This is a genomic window from Sphingobium sp. LB126 (assembly GCF_002795205.1).
In the GTDB taxonomy this organism is placed as follows: Bacteria; Pseudomonadota; Alphaproteobacteria; order Sphingomonadales; family Sphingomonadaceae; genus Sphingobium; species Sphingobium chungbukense.
The window spans coordinates 99460-119682 of sequence record NZ_NETV01000003.1 but is presented as its reverse complement, the minus strand read 5'-3'; the positions used below and the strand labels follow the sequence as shown (position 1 = coordinate 119682).

General features: G+C 62.1%; 23 protein-coding genes. 12 read left to right on the top strand and 11 right to left on the bottom strand.

Features of this window, described 5'->3' with window-relative positions; all coding sequences use genetic code 11:
• Positions 1 to 60 precede the first annotated feature (60 nt).
• The 3 genes from CAF53_RS22055 (at position 61) to CAF53_RS22045 (ending at position 5166) form a co-directional block, all read left to right on the top strand.
• On the top strand, positions 61 to 882 hold the full coding sequence (locus tag CAF53_RS22055) for a conjugal transfer protein TraF (RefSeq protein ID WP_025160430.1): 822 nt from the start codon (positions 61 to 63) through the stop codon (positions 880 to 882).
• A gap of 65 nt (positions 883 to 947) precedes the next feature.
• A complete protein-coding gene (locus CAF53_RS22050; RefSeq protein ID WP_025160431.1) occupies positions 948 to 2348 on the top strand; it encodes a conjugal transfer protein TraH in 1401 nt (466 codons plus the stop codon).
• Positions 2349 to 2364: 16 nt separating this feature from the next.
• The gene (locus CAF53_RS22045; RefSeq protein WP_020818491.1) at positions 2365 to 5166 is read left to right on the top strand and encodes a conjugal transfer protein TraG N-terminal domain-containing protein; all 2802 of its coding nucleotides are present in this window, start codon (positions 2365 to 2367) and stop codon (positions 5164 to 5166) included.
• Between the two features lie 6 nt (positions 5167 to 5172).
• On the opposite strand, the gene CAF53_RS22040 is transcribed toward CAF53_RS22045, so the two are convergent.
• Entirely contained in the window at positions 5173 to 5379 is a 207-nt protein-coding gene (locus tag CAF53_RS22040; protein WP_020818490.1) for a hypothetical protein, read from the bottom strand.
• A 135-nt stretch (positions 5380 to 5514) separates the two neighbouring features.
• Here CAF53_RS22040 and CAF53_RS22035 point away from each other — a divergent pair, with 135 nt between their 5' ends.
• The gene (locus CAF53_RS22035; protein ID WP_125445839.1) at positions 5515 to 5943 is read left to right on the top strand and encodes a hypothetical protein; all 429 of its coding nucleotides are present in this window, start codon (positions 5515 to 5517) and stop codon (positions 5941 to 5943) included.
• A gap of 46 nt (positions 5944 to 5989) precedes the next feature.
• Here the strand turns inward: CAF53_RS22035 and CAF53_RS22030 are convergent, their stop codons facing one another.
• A complete protein-coding gene (locus CAF53_RS22030) occupies positions 5990 to 6376 on the bottom strand; it encodes an STAS/SEC14 domain-containing protein (RefSeq protein WP_020818488.1) in 387 nt (128 codons plus the stop codon).
• A 283-nt stretch (positions 6377 to 6659) separates the two neighbouring features.
• Between CAF53_RS22030 and istA the strand changes: the two genes are divergently transcribed.
• Together istA and istB are read left to right on the top strand one after the other, a co-directional pair.
• Positions 6660 to 8123, top strand: a complete 1464-nt coding sequence (gene istA, locus CAF53_RS22025) for an IS21 family transposase (RefSeq protein WP_162833671.1) — start codon at positions 6660 to 6662, stop codon at positions 8121 to 8123.
• Entirely contained in the window at positions 8123 to 8932 is an 810-nt protein-coding gene (gene istB / locus CAF53_RS22020; RefSeq protein WP_024018982.1) for an IS21-like element helper ATPase IstB, read from the top strand. Before istA ends, istB begins: the two co-directional genes overlap by 1 nt.
• A gap of 393 nt (positions 8933 to 9325) precedes the next feature.
• Here istB and groL read toward each other — a convergent pair whose 3' ends face one another.
• Both groL and groES read right to left on the bottom strand, forming a co-directional pair.
• Positions 9326 to 10945 carry a chaperonin GroEL gene (gene groL, locus CAF53_RS22015; RefSeq protein ID WP_020818487.1) on the bottom strand — a complete coding sequence of 540 codons (1620 nt, stop codon included), beginning with the start codon at positions 10943 to 10945 and terminating at the stop codon, positions 9326 to 9328.
• Between the two features lie 56 nt (positions 10946 to 11001).
• A complete protein-coding gene (groES, locus tag CAF53_RS22010; RefSeq protein ID WP_037485676.1) occupies positions 11002 to 11316 on the bottom strand; it encodes a co-chaperone GroES in 315 nt (104 codons plus the stop codon).
• A 272-nt stretch (positions 11317 to 11588) separates the two neighbouring features.
• Between groES and CAF53_RS28335 the strand changes: the two genes are divergently transcribed.
• The 3 genes from CAF53_RS28335 to CAF53_RS21995 are packed head-to-tail and all read left to right on the top strand — an operon-like array spanning position 11589 to position 12471.
• Complete coding sequence (locus CAF53_RS28335) at positions 11589 to 11825, top strand: hypothetical protein (protein WP_021224284.1); 237 nt, start codon at positions 11589 to 11591, stop codon at positions 11823 to 11825.
• Positions 11822 to 12091: an usg protein gene (locus CAF53_RS22000; protein ID WP_020818485.1), complete on the top strand. Its 270-nt coding sequence runs from the start codon at positions 11822 to 11824 to the stop codon at positions 12089 to 12091. Before CAF53_RS28335 ends, CAF53_RS22000 begins: the two co-directional genes overlap by 4 nt.
• Positions 12055 to 12471, top strand: a complete 417-nt coding sequence (locus tag CAF53_RS21995; RefSeq protein ID WP_100239607.1) for a hypothetical protein — start codon at positions 12055 to 12057, stop codon at positions 12469 to 12471. Before CAF53_RS22000 ends, CAF53_RS21995 begins: the two co-directional genes overlap by 37 nt.
• A 123-nt stretch (positions 12472 to 12594) precedes the next feature.
• Here the strand turns inward: CAF53_RS21995 and CAF53_RS21990 are convergent, their stop codons facing one another.
• The 3 genes from CAF53_RS21990 to CAF53_RS21980 form a co-directional block, all read right to left on the bottom strand.
• Complete coding sequence (locus CAF53_RS21990; protein WP_025160432.1) at positions 12595 to 13113, bottom strand: Hsp20/alpha crystallin family protein; 519 nt, start codon at positions 13111 to 13113, stop codon at positions 12595 to 12597.
• Positions 13114 to 13217: 104 nt separating this feature from the next.
• Positions 13218 to 13691: an Hsp20 family protein gene (locus tag CAF53_RS21985; protein ID WP_020818482.1), complete on the bottom strand. Its 474-nt coding sequence runs from the start codon at positions 13689 to 13691 to the stop codon at positions 13218 to 13220.
• Between the two features lie 282 nt (positions 13692 to 13973).
• Positions 13974 to 14894, bottom strand: coding sequence for a hypothetical protein (locus CAF53_RS21980; RefSeq protein WP_020818481.1), 921 nt, complete (start codon positions 14892 to 14894; stop codon positions 13974 to 13976).
• 178 nt (positions 14895 to 15072) lie between these two features.
• On the opposite strand from CAF53_RS21980, the gene CAF53_RS21975 reads away from it, so the two are divergent.
• Entirely contained in the window at positions 15073 to 15672 is a 600-nt protein-coding gene (locus CAF53_RS21975) for a hypothetical protein (RefSeq protein ID WP_020818480.1), read from the top strand.
• Positions 15673 to 15692: 20 nt separating this feature from the next.
• On the opposite strand, the gene CAF53_RS21970 is transcribed toward CAF53_RS21975, so the two are convergent.
• Positions 15693 to 16556 carry a nucleotidyl transferase AbiEii/AbiGii toxin family protein gene (locus CAF53_RS21970; protein ID WP_020818479.1) on the bottom strand — a complete coding sequence of 288 codons (864 nt, stop codon included), beginning with the start codon at positions 16554 to 16556 and terminating at the stop codon, positions 15693 to 15695.
• Positions 16549 to 17223 carry a hypothetical protein gene (locus CAF53_RS21965; RefSeq protein WP_020818478.1) on the bottom strand — a complete coding sequence of 225 codons (675 nt, stop codon included), beginning with the start codon at positions 17221 to 17223 and terminating at the stop codon, positions 16549 to 16551. Before CAF53_RS21965 ends, CAF53_RS21970 begins: the two co-directional genes overlap by 8 nt.
• 132 nt (positions 17224 to 17355) lie before the next feature.
• Between CAF53_RS21965 and CAF53_RS28330 the strand changes: the two genes are divergently transcribed.
• Positions 17356 to 17886, top strand: coding sequence for a hypothetical protein (locus CAF53_RS28330; RefSeq protein WP_063619123.1), 531 nt, complete (start codon positions 17356 to 17358; stop codon positions 17884 to 17886).
• 145 nt (positions 17887 to 18031) lie between these two features.
• On the top strand, positions 18032 to 19231 hold the full coding sequence (locus CAF53_RS21950; RefSeq protein WP_020818477.1) for a tyrosine-type recombinase/integrase: 1200 nt from the start codon (positions 18032 to 18034) through the stop codon (positions 19229 to 19231).
• A 20-nt stretch (positions 19232 to 19251) separates the two neighbouring features.
• On the opposite strand, the gene CAF53_RS21945 is transcribed toward CAF53_RS21950, so the two are convergent.
• Positions 19252 to 19821 carry a hypothetical protein gene (locus CAF53_RS21945; RefSeq protein ID WP_239659584.1) on the bottom strand — a complete coding sequence of 190 codons (570 nt, stop codon included), beginning with the start codon at positions 19819 to 19821 and terminating at the stop codon, positions 19252 to 19254.
• Positions 19822 to 19976: 155 nt separating this feature from the next.
• Positions 19977 to 20177, bottom strand: a complete 201-nt coding sequence (locus tag CAF53_RS21940; RefSeq protein WP_020818475.1) for a hypothetical protein — start codon at positions 20175 to 20177, stop codon at positions 19977 to 19979.
• Between the last annotated feature and the right edge of the window lie 46 nt (positions 20178 to 20223).

Genomic DNA, 20223 nt, shown 5'->3' with positions numbered 1-20223 from the left:
CGTTCCCTCCCGCGCATGAGGCTCGTGGGTGAGAGCATCTATCAGAAAGGAAGTTTGTCCATGCATCCAATCATGGCGGCGCCGCTTCTGGCGCTTTCGCTCGCTGGCCTGGCTGTTCCCGCGGCGGCCCAGCCGCGCGATGGAGCGTCGGATGGCGTCGAGCGGGCCGATGCCGGCGATGACTTTTACTGTGCAGAACGCAGGCTCGGTCAATGGTTCTATTGCAGCAAGCCGCGAGCGACGGAGCCGGAGAAGCAAGCCGTCCCGGTCCCGTCGAGCGCGGTCGAGCGCATGTCCGCCATCACCCGCCAGCTCGACGAGCTCAAGGCACGGGCGATCCTCGATCCGACCGAGGAAAATGTCATCGCTTACGTCCGATTTCAGCGCGAGCAGCTCGACCGTGCTTCGACCTTCTCAGACACCTGGCAGCGCGCGCTGTGGCAGAACCCCGATCTCGACTACACGCTGCAGCGGCCTGTTTCGACGGTGGGCAAGCGAGCCTGGCTCGATAACCGGCGCGCCGATCGCGATGCGGTTATGGCGAACCTTAGCCAACGCTACGGGCTCTTCTACTTTTATGCGCAGAGCTGCGGCGCATGCGACCTGTTTTCACCGATCCTGCGATCGGTGGCCGACAGTCACGGCATGGCGGTGATGGCGGTTTCGATGGACGGCGGGCCGAGCCGCGATTTTCCAAATTATGTCGTCGATGCGGGCCAGCGCGCGCGCATGGGCGTCCCGGGTAACGAGACGCCGGCGCTCGTACTGTTCGACACCGTCACCAAACGCACGATTCCGGTGGGATATGGGATTCTCAGCGCCGACGAGATCATGGATCGCATTTTCGCGCTGACGAACACCAAGGTGGGGAGCGACTTCTGATGGAACAGGTTCGCCGTCGCGGCTTGATCGGCCGTGTGCTTCGCTCGTCCGCTGCCTGGGCGGGAATATTGGCTATGGCCAATCTCGCGTGCACCGGGACCGCCCGGGCCGACGTCGCCTCCGAGATGAACAGCTTCTTTTCGGACGTGGGCGGCGCGGCGAACGTCACCGGCCCATCGGCGTTTCAGGGTCAATCGGCGGGCTATTACTCGCTGGGTAATGTCTGGACCCGCTTCCCGCAGAAAAGCGTCCAGCCGTTCAATCTTCAGCTTCCGAGCGCGCGTGCGGGATGTGGAGGTATCGACCTCTTCAGTGGGAGCTTCTCCTTCATCAATGCCAGCGAGATCATCGCGATGCTGAAGGCGACCGCCAACAATGCGCTCGGCTTTGCCTTCAAGCTCGCCATCGATTCTGTTTCGCCGGAGATCGGCAAGGTGATGGACGAGTTCAGCCAGAAGGCGCAGCTCCTCAATCAGATGAACATCTCGAGCTGCGAGACGGCGCAGGCGCTGGTCGGCGGAATCTGGCCGCAGATGGAGACCACGCGCGCGACGATCTGCGAAGCCGTCGGCAACAGCCAGGGCGTATTCTCGGACTGGGCGGCAGCCCGCCAGGGTTGCAACAACGGCAACAGGCGGGATTCGACCATCGCGGGAAACACAGACGCGTCGATGAAAGACCAGCTGGTCGGAGAACCGCATAACTACACATGGGAGGCCCTTAAGAAATCGGCGAAGTTCGGCGCATTCGACAAGACATTCTCCGAATATATCATGACGCTGGTGGGAACGGTCGTGACCACGCCGTCGACCGATCCGAGCGTGGGCGGGAAGGTCGTGATGTTCGGACCTGCCGAAGAAGCGGTCGTCACTGCGTTGCTCGATGGCACGGCCGACGCGCCGCCCGTCAAGATACTGAAGTGCAACGACGAGAATTGCTACGATGTGGGGGAGCAGACGCTCTCCGTCCCCGCTTCGTCCGCGCTGCGGCCGCGGATCGCCACGATGATCAGGTCGATGAGCGACAAGATCCGCTCCGATACTCCGCTGGACGCCGCCGAGAAGCAGCTCCTCAACCTCGCCACGGTTCCGATCTATAAGATCCTGGGAGTTCAGGCCTATGCGCATTATGCGTTGACGGAAGGCGAGATCGAGACGCTGTCCGAGATCGTCGCCGTCGACCTGCTTTCGGCGATGCTCGACAATATGCTCGACCGGGTCGAGCAGGCGAAGGTTCATTATCAGACCTTCGATCAAGAGACCGCGACGCAGTGGAAACAGCAAATCGCGTCTACCCGGGCGAAATTCAGCCAACGGGACGTCCGGCTGAACAACAAGCTCCAGGTGACGATGCAGATCATCAACCGAAGCATTATGCTGGAATCGACGCTCCAGAATTCCATGACGCCCGGTATGGCGGCCGCGCTGAACTTTTCGCGCGGCCTCAACGCACAGGGTCTGAACTAGGCGCGGGGGCAGACCGATGCTTGAGGTCTTCACGGTTGGTGGCGGCGAGTATCTCGTAAACATCTTCAACGCAGTCGCGGCGTGGTCGGGAGGCGGTGGCTATCGCTCGCTCATCCGCGTCGTCATGGTCATGGGCCTCATCTATTCGCTGCTCGTGGTGGCCTTCACGCTCAACTATAAGGCGTGGCTGAACTGGTTCCTGCAAGCGACGGCCATTTATCTTTGCCTGATGGTCCCGACGGTGGACATCAAGGTAACGGATCGCATCAACCCGGGCCTGACGCCATCGACGGTCGACAATGTACCGATGGGATTGGGGGTGCTTGCGAGCTTCACGACACAGGTGGGCGATTGGCTGACGCGGACGGCCGAGACCGTCTTCGTCATGCCGAGCGAGCTCAACTACTCGACGAACGGCATGGTGTATGGCGCGCGACTGTTCGATGCGACGCGCAACTTCATCATTCGCGATGCGGAGTTCTCGACCAACCTCGAAAACCATTTCAAGAACTGCCTGTTCGGCGATGTGATGCTTTATCAGAAGTCGCTGACCAATCTTGCGAAGGCGCCCGATCTCTGGGCTGCGGTCGGGCCGGGCTCGGAAGCCCGATCGCAGCAATGGCTTGAGCGACAAGGTGACGGAACGGTTAACAGCTTCATCATCACTTGCCGGCAGGCGTACCAGGCGCTCGACGCGCAATGGGGTCCAATGATCGAGGCCAACGCGCCTCTTTGGGGCAAGGAGGTCTATCCCAAGCTCAGCAACGCTCTGGCGGCGGACAAGCTCAAACACGACGTTCCCATCGTCAGTGCGGCCTTCACGGGCACGAGCAACAACTTTGCTGAGGTGATGCGCCAGAACACAGCAATCAATGCTTTCATGCAGGCCCGAAATTCGATGTCCGGCGGGACGGGCGCCGCAGAGATCGACACCTTCGCGCAGACCCGTGCCGACATTCAGGCGCGCAACACCTATAATTCGATCGCTCAGCAGGCGATGGCATGGGTTCCGATTTTGAACATCGTGCTGACGGTGGTCTTCTTCGCCATGTTCCCGGTCGTTTTCCCGCTCTTCCTGATGCCTCAGACGGGCGTCTCGACGCTGAAGGGCTATGTGACAGGGTTCTTCTATCTCGCCGCATGGGGGCCGCTTTACGTCATCCTTCACATGATCTGCATGACGCGGGCGACGTCGGCAGCGACAGGCGTCGCGGAAGGCGGCGTTACGCTCGCAAGCTATGCGGGGATCGGGGCGGTGAATGGCGAGACCGCCACGATCGCTGGCTTCATGCTTATGAGCGTGCCCTTTCTCGCGGCAGGCCTCGCGCGCGGCGCGATGTCGATTGCCGGGCATTCCATGTCCATGCTCGCGCCGGCGCAGAACGCTGCGGAAGCGGCGGCGCTGGAACAGACGACCGGCAACTATTCGTATGGCAACGTGAGCTGGGCGAATGCCACGTCGAACATGCGGCAGGCCGATCAATGGTCGACGGCGCCCACCTATATGGGCGGCGGCGCCAGCTTCGGGTGGCGTCAGGACAATGGCGCCATGGTGACGGGGTTCGGCAACGGCCAGGAGGTATATGATACATCCGCGGCCATCTCGCGCCTTGGGTTCACGCCGACGATGACATCGGGATCGGTCGCTGAATGGCGCGAAATGGCCAGCGAGGCGCATCGCCAGGCGCGTGCCTATGAGAATGCCGCCAACGAGATTCTGACCGCGACCCATGCGAACCGCAGCACGTTCGGAAGCTCAACCGAGCATACGCGGGGTTGGGAATCGAGCAGCGGCAATCAGGCGAATGCCTCTGTAGAGCAGTTCGATCGGCGCACGGGCAGCAGTACCCAGGGCCTGGAAGAGCGATCGACGATTTCGCAAAGCGAGCGCGTTTCGGGGCGGCACGATCGCCAAGCGCAGATATCCGATCAGATCGGTGGAGCACTTTCGGCCGGCCTTGGCGGCCGCCGCGGTGGCGGCAACGGAGGCTCGGGTGGGCGCGGGCTGCCGGGGCTCGGAATCAATGTGTCCAAGTCGGGTAGCCAGATGGACACCATGAATTGGACGACGGACGATTCTCGGAGCAGTGAGAGCGGCAACACCTCGTCAAGCGGGGTTCGTGACGAGCATGCGAACGGTAGCGGCGCTTCGACGTCGGAAGGCACCTATGCTCGGAGCGGTGTCTTCGCCCGTGGCTCAAGGACGGATTCGTCGTCGGTCAGCACCGAAGATTCCCTGGCTCTGGCGAAATCCTATTCGGAAACCGCGCGACGGCTCGATGAGCTGTCGCAGCAGCTCTCGCGCGACGCGAGCTATGCGGAGACGCATGGAATGCAATTGAGCGAGAACCTGAGTCAGGATCTCGCCCAATGGTATCGCCACCAGCAGGTCGCAAATCCGGGGCTCGACGCGCCGGAGCTCTGGGCGACCGACTTGACCGATCAGCAGCGAGCGGTTCGGCAGGAGATGATCACGCGCTGGATGGACGAAAAGCAGGCGTCGATCCGGTCCGAGATCGAGGGCAGGCTCCATGCGCCCGATCTCGTCGATGTGCACCATCCCTCCGTCGATAGCGCTGCCGACGTTCGGGCGGCCTACCAGCCTCGCGGGCTAGCCGGAGTGCCGGCCGGTCCCGGAGGCGGCCAGTCATCGACGGCAGCGGACATAATCGAAGAGGGCAGGGCGGATATCGACCTGACGCGTGAGGCTGCCCAATCCATGCGCGGTCAACGCATCCAAGGCGCGGTCGATGTTCAAAGCGAGGTAAACCGGGGCAGGGACCATGGCTTCTTCCATGATCCCAAGCTGCGAGAATGAGGAGCTTTAGACGAACAGGACGAAATAGCCGACGCAGCCAGCCATGAGCAGATAGGCCAATGCATAGCCGATGCGACCGCCGAGCGTAGGATTGCCATCGTGATCGACAGCCGTCCCTATTTCGCAATATTCCTCGTCAACATGCGTGCAGACCGGCGTGCCCGAAGCCTTGGTCCTATTATAGGTTTCGATGTCGAATTTCACGGTTCGCATGGTGAACTCCCAGGAAGTTCACTAGCATGTTCAATCTTTGTTCACAAGGGGCGGCACTGTCCGAACGGCCATACGGCGCGCCGCTTTGCCCGATTAGGAATGGTCAAACGCAAGGTTGCGCGGAGGGGGTTCGAGATGAAATGGATGGCAGTTGTCATTGCCGGTAGCGCCCTCCTGGCCCAAGGTGGCCTTGCGACGGCAAAGGAGAGTGCGCTGCCACCACGGGAGTGCGCCGCCAAGGCACAGGCGGCGGCGATGAAACTCCGGGATATGGCCTCTGCGATCGAAGCGGAGGCTGCTTATGCCGAGCGGCACGGCGGGGCGTTTTCGCCCGAGCTCACCCAGGAATTCGTTCAATGGTATCGCGCGCAGAGCGCGAAAGCCGGAAGCGAATTGCCGGATCTGGGAAAGACGGATCTCACAGTTGATGAGGCTCGGGCGCGGCAAGCGGCGGTTGACCGCTTTCAGCGGGAGAGAAGCGACCGCCAAAATGCCATGGTTGCCGCGATCCATCGCGAGGCTGCGAGGGGATGTCCGGTGCTTGATCGCCCCGCGTCAAGATAGCAGGGATCGTGGACCAAGCGGCCGATCTCAGTGCTGCAGCTCGTGTTCAGGCCCCGCTTTGCGTCTTCGCAGGGTCAACCCAGGCGAGTGCCTCGGCGCGCTGATCGGGCTCGAACACGCGGTAGCTGATGAACGGGAGAATTGCGCTTTCAAGGCGGCTGGCCAAGCGAATCCAGGCCTGATCTGCAACGATGGCAACGCGTCCGAAGCGGTTGAGCTTCCCGAAGAGGGGCATTGCCCGGGCGGTGTAAGCGGGCAAGCCCGACAATTCGATGCCGTCGATCGTCCGCGTCTCAACGAACATATGCACCTTTTCGTGTCGCGCCATCGCGCTGTCCAATCGGGTCATGATCGCGTCAAGATCCGAGCCGGTGATCTTGCCTGAGACTGCGAGGGCGAGCACGTCGTCCGAACTGTCGATAAACTCGTGCATTCTGATCTCCTGCCAGCACCATCCTACTGCGCGGCGACATTTACGATGGCCGGTTCAGCGGCAACTATGATGGCCGGTAGGATCGGTTGTCTGGCCTGATCGCAGGGAGGGGCGGAGCCCCGACCGGAGAGCAGGCCAGACAACCGATGGCGATCTTTTCTCCCCTGGGCGGGAGTGCGGATCGGGCTGCGGCGAGCGGTGGTATCGGAACACTCATCGAACATTGAAGCGATGGGTTGCGATGCCGGGCCACCACCTTTCCGATCAGCAGGTATTTCTTTTCATGGTTGAACGTCGCCATCACACCCAGTCCGTTGCGGCCGCCAAGGCCGGTATTAGCGAGCGTAGCGCACGCCGGATCGAGAACGATCCGCGCTTGCCTTCCCAGAAGAAGCAGGGACGCCATTGGCGCACCCGCGCCGATCCTCTTGAGCCTTTCTGGCCCCGTATCGAGGAGTTGCTCAAGATCGACGGCATTCTCGCCGTCACCATCTTCGAGACGCTACAGGACGAGTTTGGCGAAGAGGCCGTTCCCGACAGGATCAGGCGCACGCTCGAACGTCGGATTGCCCGCTGGCGGGCGCTGCATGGCGAGGAGAAGGAGATATTCTTCCCGCAGCGCCACGAGAGCGGGCGGCAGGGCCTATCGGATTTCACGGTCTGCGACGACCTGAAGGTCACCATCACCGGCGAGCCTTTCGCCCACCGGCTCTATCATTTCCGCCTGGCCTGCAGTGGCTGGGAGCATGCCGCTGTCGTACTGGGGGGCGAGAGCTTTGCCGCCCTGTCCGAGCATCTGCAGGATGCGCTGTGGAAGCTGGGCGGCGTCCCGGTCGAGCACCGCAGCGATTCCCTGTCCGCTGCCTACAAGAACCTCGACGCCGATGCGCAGCGGGATTTCACCCGCAGCTACGACGACCTTTGCCGTCATTACGGCATGATCGCGACCCGCAACAACCGCGGCGAGGCCCACGAGAACGGCTCGATCGAAGGCCCTCATGGCCATCTCAAGCGACGCCTCGACCAAGCCCTGCGTCGCCGGGGCAGCCGGGACTTCGACAGCCTCGGCGCCTGGCGCGATTTTGTAGAAGCCGAAGTCGCCAAGCAGAACCGCCGCAAGGCCAGGCTCGTCGACGAGGAACGCCGCCTGCTGGGACGCCTGCCAGCACACCGCACCACAGACTTTGCCATGATCGCGGTTGATGTCAGCCGTAACGGCACCGTTCCTATCGACAGGGTCATCTATTCGGTCCCCTCCCGCCTGGTCGGTCGTCGGCTGCACGCCCATCTCTTCGATGACCGCATCGATCTATTCCTCGGCCCCGACAAGGTGATGACCACCCCACGGGTCCGTATGCCGCATCCCCAAAGAGGCCACCAGATCGATTTTCGCCACATGATCGCCAACCTGAGGCGCAAGCCCGGGGCATTGCGGAACCTGGTATACCGCGACGCCCTGTTCCCCGCCCACGCCTACAGGCGGGCATGGCAAGCCTTCGACGACCAGCTTGATGCCCACCAAGCCTGCCGTGACACCGTCGCCCTGCTCGATATCGCGGCAAGAGGAGATTGTGTCGACGCGCTGGCTCTGCGCATCGACGCGGCACTCGATGCTGGTCGTCTCCCCGATGTCACCGCGCTCAGGCAGGAGTTTCTTCCGACCCTTCGAGCCAGGCACGAGGTGACGATCCCACCACCGGATCCGCGCGGATATAACAGCCTGCTTACCAGCATGGAGTTGCGCTGATGACCCGGACCAAGGATCAAGCCGCAGCCGTGCTGCCCACCATGCTCAAGGCCCTGCGCCTGCCCAGCATCAACCGCAACTGGAAGCGGCTTACCGATACCGCCGATCGGGATGGATGGCCTGCTGTTCAACTGCTCGCCTCGCTTCTCGAGATCGAGATGGCCGAACGCACCACGCGGCGTATCCAGCGGCATCGGGACCAGTCCGGCCTGTCAGCAGGCAAGACCTTCGCCACCTTCGATTTCGACGCTGCCCCTGGTGTGCGCAAACCCCATCTGCTCTCGCTCGCAACAGGCGATGGTTGGATCGACAATGGGGGCAACCTGTTGTTCTTCGGACAGTCGGGCACCGGCAAGACGCACGCCATCTCGGCGATCAGCCATACGCTTATCGATACTGGGCGCCGGGTCCTGTTCTGCTCCACCACCGATATGGTCCAGAAACTTCAGGCTGCGCGCCGCGATCTCAGTCTGCCCTCCATGCTCGACAAACTCGACAAGTACGACCTCATCGTGCTCGACGATCTGTCCTATGTCCGCAAGGATCAGGTCGAGACCAGCGCCCTGTTCGAGCTCATCGCCCATCGCTACGAGCGCCATTCGATCGCGATCACCGCCAACCAGCCATTTTCCGCTTGGGACAACGTTTTTCCAGATCCCGCCATGAGTGTCGCCGCCATCGACCGCCTCGTTCACCACTCAACCATCATCGAGATGAACGGCGAGAGCTACCGAAAACGCTCCGCCATCAGTCGCATCGAACCAGCCAATAATCACCCAACCGGCCCGGCATCGGACCGGCCATCGTAATTGTCGCCAACCTCGCGTCCAGGGAGCATTCCGCATAAGGCATTGCGACACCAGGTAATTGTCGCCACCGTCAATTACTCCCGCAATGCCACAGCTGCCTTCACCACCGGCGCCAGCGACAATTACCAACATCCGGTTGCCCAAGGCCCGTTGCCACTACAAGGCTCGCGTGATACCCAAATCCCACCACTCGGTGCGGCCGCTTACCGGCCATCATAATTGACGCCAACCGGCCTCCGTAAATGTCGCCCTACAATCCTACGAAATTTCTCGACCGAAGCTACCCTGATTCCGGTCCGGTCAGAAATGGGAGATAGTCGATGTAGCAGGCCCGCTTGCATTCGAGAGATGTGCGAGCAAGGGCGGGAAGGCCATGCCCTCCCGCCCAGGAGGTCAGTAATCCATCGCCGGCATCGGCGCGGCCTTATCTTCCTTTGGAAGCTCGGCCACGAGCGCCTCGGTAGTGATGAGCAGCGAGGCGACCGAGGCGGCGTCCTGGAGGGCGGTACGCACGACCTTGGCCGGATCGATGACGCCCGACTTCACCAGGTCTTCATATTCGCCGGTGGCGGCGTTGAAGCCCCAGTTGTAGTCGCTGCTTTCCAGAAGCTTGCCCACGATGAAGGCGCCGTCCTCGCCCGCATTGTCGGCGATCTGCCGCGCCGGCGAGCGCAGAGCCCGCCTGACGATGTCGATGCCGGACTGCTGGTCGTCGTTGGCCGCCTTGAGACCGTCGAGTGCCTTCAGCGCGCGGAGCAGAGCGATGCCGCCGCCCGGCAGGATGCCTTCCTCGACCGCGGCGCGAGTGGCGTGGAGCGCGTCATCGACACGATCCTTCTTTTCCTTGACCTCGACTTCGGTCGCACCGCCGACGCGAATGACCGCGACGCCGCCTGCTAGCTTGGCTACGCGCTCCTGCAGCTTTTCGCGGTCATAGTCGCTGGTCGTGGTCTCGATCTGAGCACGGATCTGCGCGACCCGGGCATCGATGTCCGAGCGTGCGCCTGCGCCATCGACGACGGTGGTGTTGTCCTTGTCGATGATGATCTTCTTGGCGCGGCCGAGCATCCCCAGCGTTACGTTTTCCAGCTTCGTGCCGAGTTCCTCGCTGACCACATTGCCGGCGGTGAGGATTGCGATATCCTCGAGCATCGCTTTGCGGCGATCGCCGAAGCCAGGCGCCTTGACGGCCGCGACCTTGAGCCCACCGCGGAGCTTGTTGACGACGAGCGTGGCCAGCGCCTCGCCTTCGACGTCCTCGGCGATAATGAGAAGCGGCCGGCCCGACTGAACCACCTGCTCCAGCAGCGGAATGAGGGCCTGCAGGTTGGACAGCTTCTTCTCGTGGATGAGAATATAGGGGTCCTCGAGCTCGACCTTGAGCTTCTCGGCGTTGGTCACGAAATAGGGCGAGAGATAGCCGCGATCGAACTGCATGCCCTCGACCGTTTCGAGCTCGGTCGCGAGGCTCTTCGCCTCCTCGACTGTGATGACGCCCTCATTGCCGACCTTCTCCATGGCTTCAGCGAGAATGCGGCCGACTTCAGCATCGCCATTGGCCGATATGGTGGCGACCTGGGCGATCTCGCTGTTGGCGCTGACCTTCTTGGCATGCGCAGCGAGATCCTGGACCACGGCGCCGACCGCCAGATCGATGCCGCGCTTCAGGTCCATCGGGTTCATGCCGGCGGCCACCGCCTTCGAGCCCTCGCGCACGATCGACTGGGCGAGCACAGTGGCCGTGGTGGTTCCGTCACCCGCCTTGTCGTTCTGCTTCGAGGCCACTTCGCGCAGCATCTGCGCGCCCATGTTCTCGAACTTGTCCTTGAGCTCGATCTCCTTGGCGACGGTGACGCCGTCCTTGGTAATGCGCGGAGCGCCGAAGCTCTTCTCGATCACGACATTGCGGCCCTTGGGACCGAGCGTGACCTTTACTGCATTCGCAAGCGTATCCACGCCGCGCAGCATGCGATCACGCGCGTCCGACGCAAATTTCACTTCCTTGGCAGCCATCTTGGCTTAACTCCTTTCCTTGTTCCTTCCTGAATGCTTGAGGAATGGCGGTCCTGCTAGGCCGCCTGCTTGAGCGGGACGACATTGTCGATCACGCCGAGGATGTCGCTTTCCTTCATGATGAGCAGGTCCTCGCCGTCGATCTTGACCTCGGTCCCCGACCATTTGCCGAAAAGGACCCGGTCGCCGGCTTTCACGGCGAGTTCGATGAGATTGCCGTTGTCATCGCGCGCGCCGGGACCGACGGCGACGACTTCGCCTTCCTGCGGCTTTTCCTTGGCGGTGTCGGGGATGATGATGCCGCCCGAGGTTTTTTCCTCGGCTTCAATGCGGCGGACGACCACACGGTCGTGCAAGGGGCGGAAATGCATGCATAACCTCCGGATGCAAAACAATATGTGATGGCCCTCTCGTTCATCTGAACGACAGGCTTTCCGAAGCTAGGAAAGGAGATTTTTCCGTTCAAGGGGTGCAACGAAAAATATTGGCACTCTGCGCGAGTGAGTGCCAATTGCCCTGATTTCAGTGCCTTGGTCATCGCGAATGCCCTCTTGACGCGACTCACGCGCGCACCAAGATTTGCAGCGGTGGACGTGGCGCCACGAACAACAATGGAGCGACGAGAAGGAAAGGAGGCACAGCAATGTCGCAACCATTTTCCCGTTTTCTTCATCCCTTTGAAGTTGCCCGGCATCCGAGCCTGGAACCGGAAGTGAAGCGCGCAATTCTGGCGTCCTGGGCGTCCGACAGGTCCGCGGTCAGAAACCAGCCTGGCTTGCGCAAGCCCCCTGGAGCAAGGCGTCCCATCCCAGTCGACGAAATTCTTGCGGCGATGCACACGCTTGATCAGGGCCATGAGCGGCCGCAGCCGTCGCCGTGATCGACCGGGGATTTATTGCGCAGCTGCGCGGCTATGGCCTGACGACTGCGGAAATCCACTATTATCGTCCGGACGCGCCTTCGCTTCTCCAGCTATTCGTCTGGCAGGAATATGATCTCGCTCCAGACTTTCCCGTGCTGTTCGATTTTCTCGACCACTGGCGTCGCGAGATCGAGGCGGCGCTCCATTCTGTGCGCATAGCCCATGAAGGGCTGATACGCCCTACGGAATGGAACGCCGTCGACGGCGTGATTTCGATTCAGTGAATCAAGGGGTGTTCAAGCGGATGCGACGCGGCCGCAAGGATGGTGCGCGCGTGCGCCTGCCGTTCGACGATATCATGGAGTTCGCGATCGCGTTGCTATCCATCAGTCCGCAGGAGCTCGAGGCGCTGCGCTGGACTTTTGCCGATCGTAAGCGGCTGCTCGATCATCTGCTTGCATCGGGCCGAGCCGCACAGGGTGTCGATCCCGAACGGTTGGGCATGCTACCGATCGAGATTAGCATTCCCAGAGACGATCTGACGAAGATGCAGCAATTCGCCGTTCGCGAACTTCCAAAGGCCGCGAGCAAAGCAGCAGTGATCGACCGTGTTCTCACCGCCCTCGACCTGGCAGCGCACCGCCAGGACCGTGAAGCCAGGTGACGGTCTGGTAACCAGACCCGTTTCCGCCCGCTAATCGAGAAATTGGCTCATGGTGCTTCCTGAAATTCCGGGGCAGGAGCTTCGGAGCGCCGGTGGCCGGGAGCAGAGCGCCCCCGGCCTATCTCATGACGCCGCACCGCCATTGATCGGAATTCGGCGCACACTCTCGTCGGGCTTATCGGAGCGTGGCACTGTCACAGTCAGGACGCCGTTCTTGAACGTTGCGCTCGCCCTGTCGTGTTCGACACCGTTCGGAAGGCTGATCCGACGTTCGAAGCGGCCATAGCTTCGTTCAGAATAGCCGCGGTCCTTGTCCTCGACCTCGGCCTTCTTCTCGCCGCGAAGAGTGAGCGCGCCGTCCTCGACCAGCACCTCCACATTCTTCTCATCCAGGCCGGGAAGTTCGGCCGTTACACGGATTTCCTTGTCCGTCTCGCCGAGCTCTAGGTGAGGCCAGCCGGCGCGCCGATCAAACCCGGCAAAGGCGGGCATGTTGAAGCCACGCAAGACGTCGTCGAAGAGACGGTTCACCTCGCGGTGAAGCGATTGCAGCGGATGAGTGTCCCGGTCCTGTTCGGCGCTGACCGAGACAGGCAGCCGGTTTTCCTGCCGGCTCCAGGGAATGAGATCACGAAAAGCCATGATAAGCATCTCCTTTCTGGCTGGATCCTGTCGATACCTGCCGGCACCTGCCGGCCGCCGCTGGCGGGAGGGACGAAAGCGGCGCCGGCAGGCCGGCGGCGGGATCAGGCAACTTCGCTCGCCTTCTCCTTCGCCTCGCCGATTTGGCGACCGTCCGGGGCTCCGCCGCCGATTTCGATTCGGCGCGGCTTCATTGCTTCAGGAACGACACGCCGGAGTTCGATCGAGAGCAGTCCATGTTCGAAGCTCGCCGCTCCGACCTCGATGAAGTCGGCAAGCTGGAAGCGTCGCTCGAACGATCGAGACGCGATGCCTCGGTGGAGATACTCTCCCTTGTCCGCATCATCGGCGCGCTTGCCGGTCACGGTGAGCTGGTTCTGCTGCGCCACGATCTCGATGTCGTCGGGTCTGAACCCTGCGATCGCCAAGGTGATGCGGAAGCTGTCATCGCCAAGCTTCACAATATCGAAGAGCGGATAGCCGTCGTCCTCGCGTGCTCCCGCCTCAAGCAGGTTGAAAAGACGGTCAAAGCCGACCGTTGATCGCCTGTACGGCGTAAAGTCGAAGTTGGTTCTCATTTCCAAATCCTCCAACGAAGCAATTTGGGCATGAGAAGCGTCGGTATGCGAGAGCCGACGCCCTCTATGTCCATCCGGACCCGGATGGCGTCCGGTATTGCAGAGCTAGTGAGGCCAAAGTTCGATTCAAGAGCCTGATCGCACGTTGGCGGTACCTCTGATCGAACCGCGCTGGCTTCCACGAAAAAGCGGATATTGAACCCGCTGCAGGCGGAGACGGAACCGCATCGCGATGGGGTAGCGAGGATAGTGACGCGAGCCTGCCTCTCGCGATGGGCCTGGTTATGCAATTGCGGGGATTGTTCGACCGTCAGCTATTACCGTTTGCGCGAGCCAAGCGATGAAGCTGCCGTCCCTCCAGTTCCGGTGCGTTACCACGAACCCGGGAGATGTACGCTCGGCCTGGCACCGCGTGGCCTCACGCGTCGCATCGATCGCCAGCCGCATGCGCCGGCCACCTACCGCGTTCGAGATGACCAATTCAATCAGGGTTCGTTCGTCGTCTGCACCCGGTCGGACGCGGTGGATCGCACATTCGACGCCGTGGGCATCCAGCGCCGCTTGAAGATGCTCGAGAGCGCGGAGCACATCCCGATCGAGTTCCGAACGAACGAGGATGAACCGTCGAGCATGGAAGATCGGGGCTGCGTACGCTTCGATCGCTGCGGCGCGACCGTCCGGCTCGCCTTCGAAGGCAACGAGCGCGAGGTAAGGACCCTCGATGTCGCTTTCGGTGCCGATCGTTCCTGTCACACGCAGCGGCGACATATTGGGGCCATAGAGCAATGGCGGCCGGACATCGGTGGCATAGAGGACGGCGAAACCGTGTATGGAATGCCCGTTGCGTGCGGTGCGCAGAAGGGAGGCGGCGGCCTCGCCATTATGTAGAGCGACCGGGTGCGTCCAGAAGTGTTCGGCAAGGCCCACGCCGGGAGCCACTTCGAAGCCGGCAGCGGCCGTCTTCAACGCTCCGAACAGGTCAACGATAGAGGGCTGATCGGGTGCGCGGGCGGGGGCTGGAATTTCATTGCAGCCCGCAGCGTCGATGAGTTCCTCCAGCAGGTTCGCCATGGAGTGGCGCGAGGATGCGGCCGCATGCCCGGGCAGCGGCGGCAGGTCGAGATCCGTTGTGAGCCGGAACAATGGGCGAGCGACCGGCGCGGCTATGGAGGCAGCGGAGGAGCGAAACTGGTCCAGATCCATCGCCACGCTCTAGCACAGCTTCATCCGCGCGTGAGAGAGGGAAGCGCCGAACAATGACAACTACGTCACTTTACCTTGCCCAGCGGTAAAGTGACACTGGTGGCAAAATCGCCAAATGACCGTCTTTGTGAGTAATTGGGGGATTCACATGAGTCTAACTTTGTGCTTGATTCGTTCCATGTTTCAGCAGGACCTTTTCGCACCTCCGCCCGCCCGCCGGACAATCGGAATACCCGATATCGTCCGCACGATCGCCGAACATTCAGCGCGTCCGCGCTACACCTTCATGGTGCTCGACCTTATTTCGCGGGTCGCCCGGGCGAATGGGCAGGCCGGGCCGCTCGTGCGCGATGGCGAGGCTCTGGTACCGATCCGTGAATGGCTGGCGACCGCGATCGCGCCGAGCGGGGCGCGGTACCATCAGCGTCGCGCGACCGCCGGCAAGGTGCGGGCGGCGCTCGCCGCGAAGGGCGAGCTGCCGGCCGACACGGCTGAAGCTGAACGGATCGTGGAAGCGCAAGTCAGCGAGCGCATTCGGGATACGGGCATGACGGCGATCAGCCGGGCCGTGTCCGAGCTGGTGCGGGCGGGTCTTATCGAACGCCACTATCAGGGTTTCCTGGTGGATCATGAGAACCGCGGGGCGCAGCGACATGCGGTCTATACGATAACGCCCGCCGTCCGGGCCGCGCTGCATCCCAACGTCGCCACGAGTGAGCATCAGCGAGACTTCTACATTCGCGGAATGCACGGCCAGCCTCGCGCGGCGGTGTCATGATAGCGCTGGAGGTTTGCCGCTCAAGCGTGACCAGAAGTCGACGTCAGTTTTTCCAGTTTGGCGAGGAAAAAGCGCTCACTCCACAGATCAAGCGACCTGAGTTCGGCCGGCCGCAGGAAACGCCGCACGTCGTCAGCGGCGGCCTTCCAGTCGATCTTCGCAATCGTGCTGCCCAGCGCTTCGTTCAGCCAGGGCATGTCGACGGCGATGTGATTATCTCCCGCCCAGGGACCGGCCTGGATGAGGGCATTGCGCAGGAGGGCCAGATTGAGCGTTACTCCCTTGGCGACATACCAGGAGAAATCGAACCAGTCCCGACCCTTGAGGAAACCCCGGCATAGCAAGGCATGAATCTTGAGAGCGAAATTGGACGGCAGATCCTGGTGCCGAACTTCGTGGTCCGCTGGAAAATCGAGATAGCTGGACGCCTCGCCCGAACCCGCAGGTGGGTTGACGTCGATCTCTAGCTTGATCCGGATCGTCTTTGGCTTACCAGCGCCCGCAAAAGACAGGTCGAGTTGGCTCGCGATGGAATCGTTCTTGATCAGCGCCTGGCGGATAGCCGTGTCCATCTTCGCCCTGGGCAGAGCATCGAGCTTCAGCCCGAACTGGCCGAACACCTCGATCAGGGTCTTGAGATAAGGCGTCCAGTCGAAGTCTGGGTCGGCCTGGCGCAGCAGGAAGTCGAGATCTTCCGAGAAGCGCGGTAGGCTGTTCAGGATGCGCAGGGACGTGCCGCCCTGGAATAGCGCGACGTCGAAGAAGTCGCCGCGCCAAAGGGCATAGAGCGCGATTTCCTGGAGGATTTCCTTGACCGCATTCTCTTCCTCTAGCGCATTGGCGGGATCGTAGCGGCGCAGTTTCTCCTGGATGATGTCAATCATGTGCTGAGCGGACCTTCCTGGCCATGACAGTGCTTTCGAGCGCGGCGAGGAAGCTGTTCACGGCCTTGTGCTTGTAGACCGGTTTCAGCTTGGCGAAATCCTTCCGTCGGAGCCCGAGGAGCATGTCCTCGTCGATCCGCATGCCATGGGTCAGCCACTCGATGCCCGCCCACTGCTGCTTGCGCAGGGCAACGAGGTCCAACAAGGCCCGCAGCGGCTGTGCGACGAAGGCGATGAGCTTGCCCATCTGCACGCGATCGACGCCGGCCAGGAACTGATAATCCGCGATAGCGAGCGGATGAAAGCTGAACGTGCCGAAGTCTGTCGTTTCAAAGCGGAGCGTTTTGCGGCCAGGCGTCACTCCCGCGGTCACAAAGACCGCTTCGGGGATCCAGCCATGATGGGCGAGCGCGCTTTCGAAAGAGACATAGCTACCCGGCATCAGACCTTGCGCAATGGCGAAGGGATGGATGGTTTCGGCCCGATAGCGCTTAGCCAGCAGGTAGGTGCCGCGCTTCACGCGGAGCAGGGAACCATCCTTGAGCGCCCGATTGACCAGGCCGTAGCGCCGGGCGTCTCCGCCGCCCAGCAGATTGCCGAGCTGGCGTTCGCTGAGGATATGATCGGCCAGACCCGCTGCCGTGATCTGTTGCGCCAGGGAGGACATGAAATTCCCGATACTTCCAATGTATGAAAGTTTCCAGAATTTTCTGACGAAGGGCGGGAAGCAGCGGAGGCACCCAGCATTGCTTAGTCTGCCCTTGATCCTGTCCAGAATATCAAACAGGAGGTTATCGCCATGAGCAAGCCTGTTACGCTCAATGTTCGGATCAGGGGCGCACTAGGCGATTTCGTCATGGCACATGTCGGCGCCGAAGGCTCCTACGAAAATGTCAGCGAATATGTCCGCGACCTCATCCGCCGGGACAAGGAACGGCTCAAGCCGAGCAGTTTGGTCGCCTCAAGGCAGAGCTTACGCAGGCATTCAATGCGCCGGAGGGCGGCTGGGCGAAATTTATGCCTGTACGCGACCGCTGGGGCGAGGCCCAAGGCGGATGCCTACATTCGCGGCCTCTTCGACTGCTTCGATCGGATCGCTAGGCGCGAAACGCGATGGCGCGCCATTCCGGCAGAATTCGGGGTCGAGGGCTTTTTCGGCCGCCATGAGCATCACTATGTCTTTTGGCGTTTCTGTCGGATGGATCCGTCGGGCATCGTGACCGTCCTGCACGCGCGTCGATATCGCGCTCTGATCAGCATTATCGGAAAAGCTTGTAAAACAGCCCCAAAAACCGCCCTCCCCGCGCGATCTGTCACTTACCATAATTGATCGTTATGGTAAGAACAAGTGCGCGGAAACAGCAGGGAAGGGCCAAAATGACGATCGCGAAAATGGCAGCGAAATCACGCGGCACAAATGTGCCGCGCCTTGTGCCGCATGAGCACAATGCCCGGCGCAAGGGCGCGTAGCAACGATGGCCGAAAAACCCGCCAGCCGTTCCGACGCCGAAATCGTGGTGGTCCGGACCAACGATGCCGCGCTGCCGACGCGATCGCCAAACGCGGATCCCGAGACCGTCGACATGCGGCTGCTGCGCACGATCGCCAGCATCGTTCCAGCGGATCTGCCGCCGATCAGCCAACTCGGACTCGAGACGACGCTGGCGGCCATGGCCGACGCGACAAAGGCGGCGATCGCCGCCGATCTCGACTGCTGGAGCGGCTGGTGCGGTGAGGAAGGCCGCTCACCGCTGCCCGCCGATCCCGAAGATCTGGTTCGCTATGTGAATGCGCTCGATGGCAGGGGCAAGAAGCCCGCGACGCTCGCGCGCCGGATCGCTAGCCTCGGCACGGTCCACCGCATGATGGGATTGGCGGGCGAAGCCGCGCCTACCGACGCACCGATGGTGCGCGCGGCGCTCAAGGCCGTCCGCAGGCGCAGAGGAGCCTTGCAGCGCCAGGCAGCGCCATTGCGGCTCGGCAAGGCACTGGACAGCCATGTCACCAAGGGATTCACCCTCGCTGCGCTTCTCGATGCCTGCGGCGGCGACCTGCAGGGGCTGCGCGACGCTGCCCTGCTATCGCTCGGATATGACGCGGGGCTGCGCGTAAGCGAACTCACGGTGGTCGAAGCTGTGCATATCGATCCCCAGCAGGATGGTTCGGCGACGCTGTTCATCCCCTTCTCCAAGACCGACCAGGAAGGCGAAGGCGCCTGGGCATGGCTGTCGGCCGAGACCATGCGGCGGGTCGGCGCCTGGCTGGAAGCGAGCGGTATCGAGGAAGGCCCCCTGTTCCGCAGGGTCGGAGTCGATCGGCGGCGCGTACGCGCCAGCGATTCTGAAACGGCGCTCGCCCGAACGACCTATTCCATCGGAACGGCGCCGCTGACACGCCAGGGCGTCAACGGCATCTACCGACGCGTCGCGCTTGCAGCATTCGAACTGGGATTGGTGAGTCTCCCCGCCAGCGAGTTGACCGCCGCGGTGCAGGCATTGTCCACTCACTCCCTTCGCGTCGGCCTGACCCAGGACCTTTTTGCTGCCGGAGAGGACGGCGCGGGAATAGCCCAGGCGCTGCGCTGGAGCTCGCCCGCTACGGCATTACGCTATGGCCGCAAGCTCGCGGTTCGCAGCAATGTCGCCGCCCGGGTCCTATCGCGCGTGCGCCGCTGACCACACTTACGCGTCCGGAATCACAGAGCTTCGGGGCGCGACAACATCATACGCGTTTTGAGATTGCCATCGGGCCTCCGATGAAGGTCAATGATGTGGCCGGCCCGAGGTGCAAAGATCATGAGTTCAGCGGCTGTCTCGTAGGATGTATTCGACCCGAAATAGCGCACCGGTCCGTGCCACTTCTGACCTTCGATGAGCCGGAGCCGGAATGTGCCCTGCGGCACCGGCACGCGAATCCGGTCATTTTTCGAGACATAGATCGAAATGGCGTGTCGGCCGGTGGTCGGGTCGATGAGCTGCACGACGGCATTGCTGTCCGCCGTCTCGACGGTGAGGAAGCTGCTAACGGGTTCGTGCATCGCCCAACTCGCCACAGTTACCGACCCTGATTCCGGAAATGGCATCGCCGCCTCGCGATCCGGCAGCCAGCCCGCCCGTTGAGCTTCGCCGTAGAGGGGGATCAGAATGAGGAGGAGGCTCAGGGCAAAGGGAATATATCGAACAGGGCTGGAACGCCTGGAGCCCCGCCAGCGTCCGCGTTGATAGTCGAAGCTTCGAATGGCCGGGTCGAACCAGGCGCCCTCCACGCGCCCGGCTCGGTCATTCCAGCGCGTGCTTCCGCTCCGCGCGCGCTGCCGCTCGCGCATATAGTCTCGATCGTCGATGCCCATGCGCGGTTATCCTCCGATTGCCCGAGGGGGCGCGTCGCCGCGGCGCTGAGTGAATTCCATGACCGCCTCCTTCAGCCCCACCCATCCCGCCGGCCTTCGCCATTGTCGCGCAGGTTGCGCCCGTCGAGCGCCGATCGGCGGATGCTGAGCTCCACTTCCCCGCCTTTGCGGGTGATCTGCACATCGCGCGGATCGAGATTGTTGCGCCTGGCATAATCGTCAGCCGCCTTCTCGCTGCCGAACTTGCCGGCCTGCTCAAATTCCCATGCCATCGTTTCGTCTCCTTCCTTTCGCCCCCGGCGCCGCGCCGGCGGCTTC

Excerpts from the sequence above, each read along its gene's own strand:
- CAF53_RS22055 (WP_025160430.1), top strand. The coding sequence starts at position 61 with ATGCATCCAATCATGGCGGCGCCGCTTCTGGCGCTTTCGCTCGCTGGC.
- CAF53_RS22045 (WP_020818491.1), top strand. The coding sequence starts at position 2,365 with ATGCTTGAGGTCTTCACGGTTGGTGGCGGCGAGTATCTCGTAAACATC.
- CAF53_RS22040 (WP_020818490.1), bottom strand. The coding sequence starts at position 5,379 with ATGCGAACCGTGAAATTCGACATCGAAACCTATAATAGGACCAAGGCT.
- CAF53_RS22035 (WP_125445839.1), top strand. The coding sequence starts at position 5,515 with ATGAAATGGATGGCAGTTGTCATTGCCGGTAGCGCCCTCCTGGCCCAA.
- CAF53_RS22030 (WP_020818488.1), bottom strand. The coding sequence starts at position 6,376 with ATGCACGAGTTTATCGACAGTTCGGACGACGTGCTCGCCCTCGCAGTC.
- istA (WP_162833671.1), top strand. The coding sequence starts at position 6,660 with ATGGTTGAACGTCGCCATCACACCCAGTCCGTTGCGGCCGCCAAGGCC.
- istB (WP_024018982.1), top strand. The coding sequence starts at position 8,123 with ATGACCCGGACCAAGGATCAAGCCGCAGCCGTGCTGCCCACCATGCTC.
- groL (WP_020818487.1), bottom strand. The coding sequence starts at position 10,945 with ATGGCTGCCAAGGAAGTGAAATTTGCGTCGGACGCGCGTGATCGCATG.
- groES (WP_037485676.1), bottom strand. The coding sequence starts at position 11,316 with ATGCATTTCCGCCCCTTGCACGACCGTGTGGTCGTCCGCCGCATTGAA.
- CAF53_RS28335 (WP_021224284.1), top strand. The coding sequence starts at position 11,589 with ATGTCGCAACCATTTTCCCGTTTTCTTCATCCCTTTGAAGTTGCCCGG.
- CAF53_RS21995 (WP_100239607.1), top strand. The coding sequence starts at position 12,055 with ATGGAACGCCGTCGACGGCGTGATTTCGATTCAGTGAATCAAGGGGTG.
- CAF53_RS21990 (WP_025160432.1), bottom strand. The coding sequence starts at position 13,113 with ATGGCTTTTCGTGATCTCATTCCCTGGAGCCGGCAGGAAAACCGGCTG.
- CAF53_RS21985 (WP_020818482.1), bottom strand. The coding sequence starts at position 13,691 with ATGAGAACCAACTTCGACTTTACGCCGTACAGGCGATCAACGGTCGGC.
- CAF53_RS21980 (WP_020818481.1), bottom strand. The coding sequence starts at position 14,894 with ATGGATCTGGACCAGTTTCGCTCCTCCGCTGCCTCCATAGCCGCGCCG.
- CAF53_RS21975 (WP_020818480.1), top strand. The coding sequence starts at position 15,073 with ATGTTTCAGCAGGACCTTTTCGCACCTCCGCCCGCCCGCCGGACAATC.
- CAF53_RS21970 (WP_020818479.1), bottom strand. The coding sequence starts at position 16,556 with ATGATTGACATCATCCAGGAGAAACTGCGCCGCTACGATCCCGCCAAT.
- CAF53_RS21965 (WP_020818478.1), bottom strand. The coding sequence starts at position 17,223 with ATGTCCTCCCTGGCGCAACAGATCACGGCAGCGGGTCTGGCCGATCAT.
- CAF53_RS28330 (WP_063619123.1), top strand. The coding sequence starts at position 17,356 with ATGAGCAAGCCTGTTACGCTCAATGTTCGGATCAGGGGCGCACTAGGC.
- CAF53_RS21950 (WP_020818477.1), top strand. The coding sequence starts at position 18,032 with ATGGCCGAAAAACCCGCCAGCCGTTCCGACGCCGAAATCGTGGTGGTC.
- CAF53_RS21940 (WP_020818475.1), bottom strand. The coding sequence starts at position 20,177 with ATGGCATGGGAATTTGAGCAGGCCGGCAAGTTCGGCAGCGAGAAGGCG.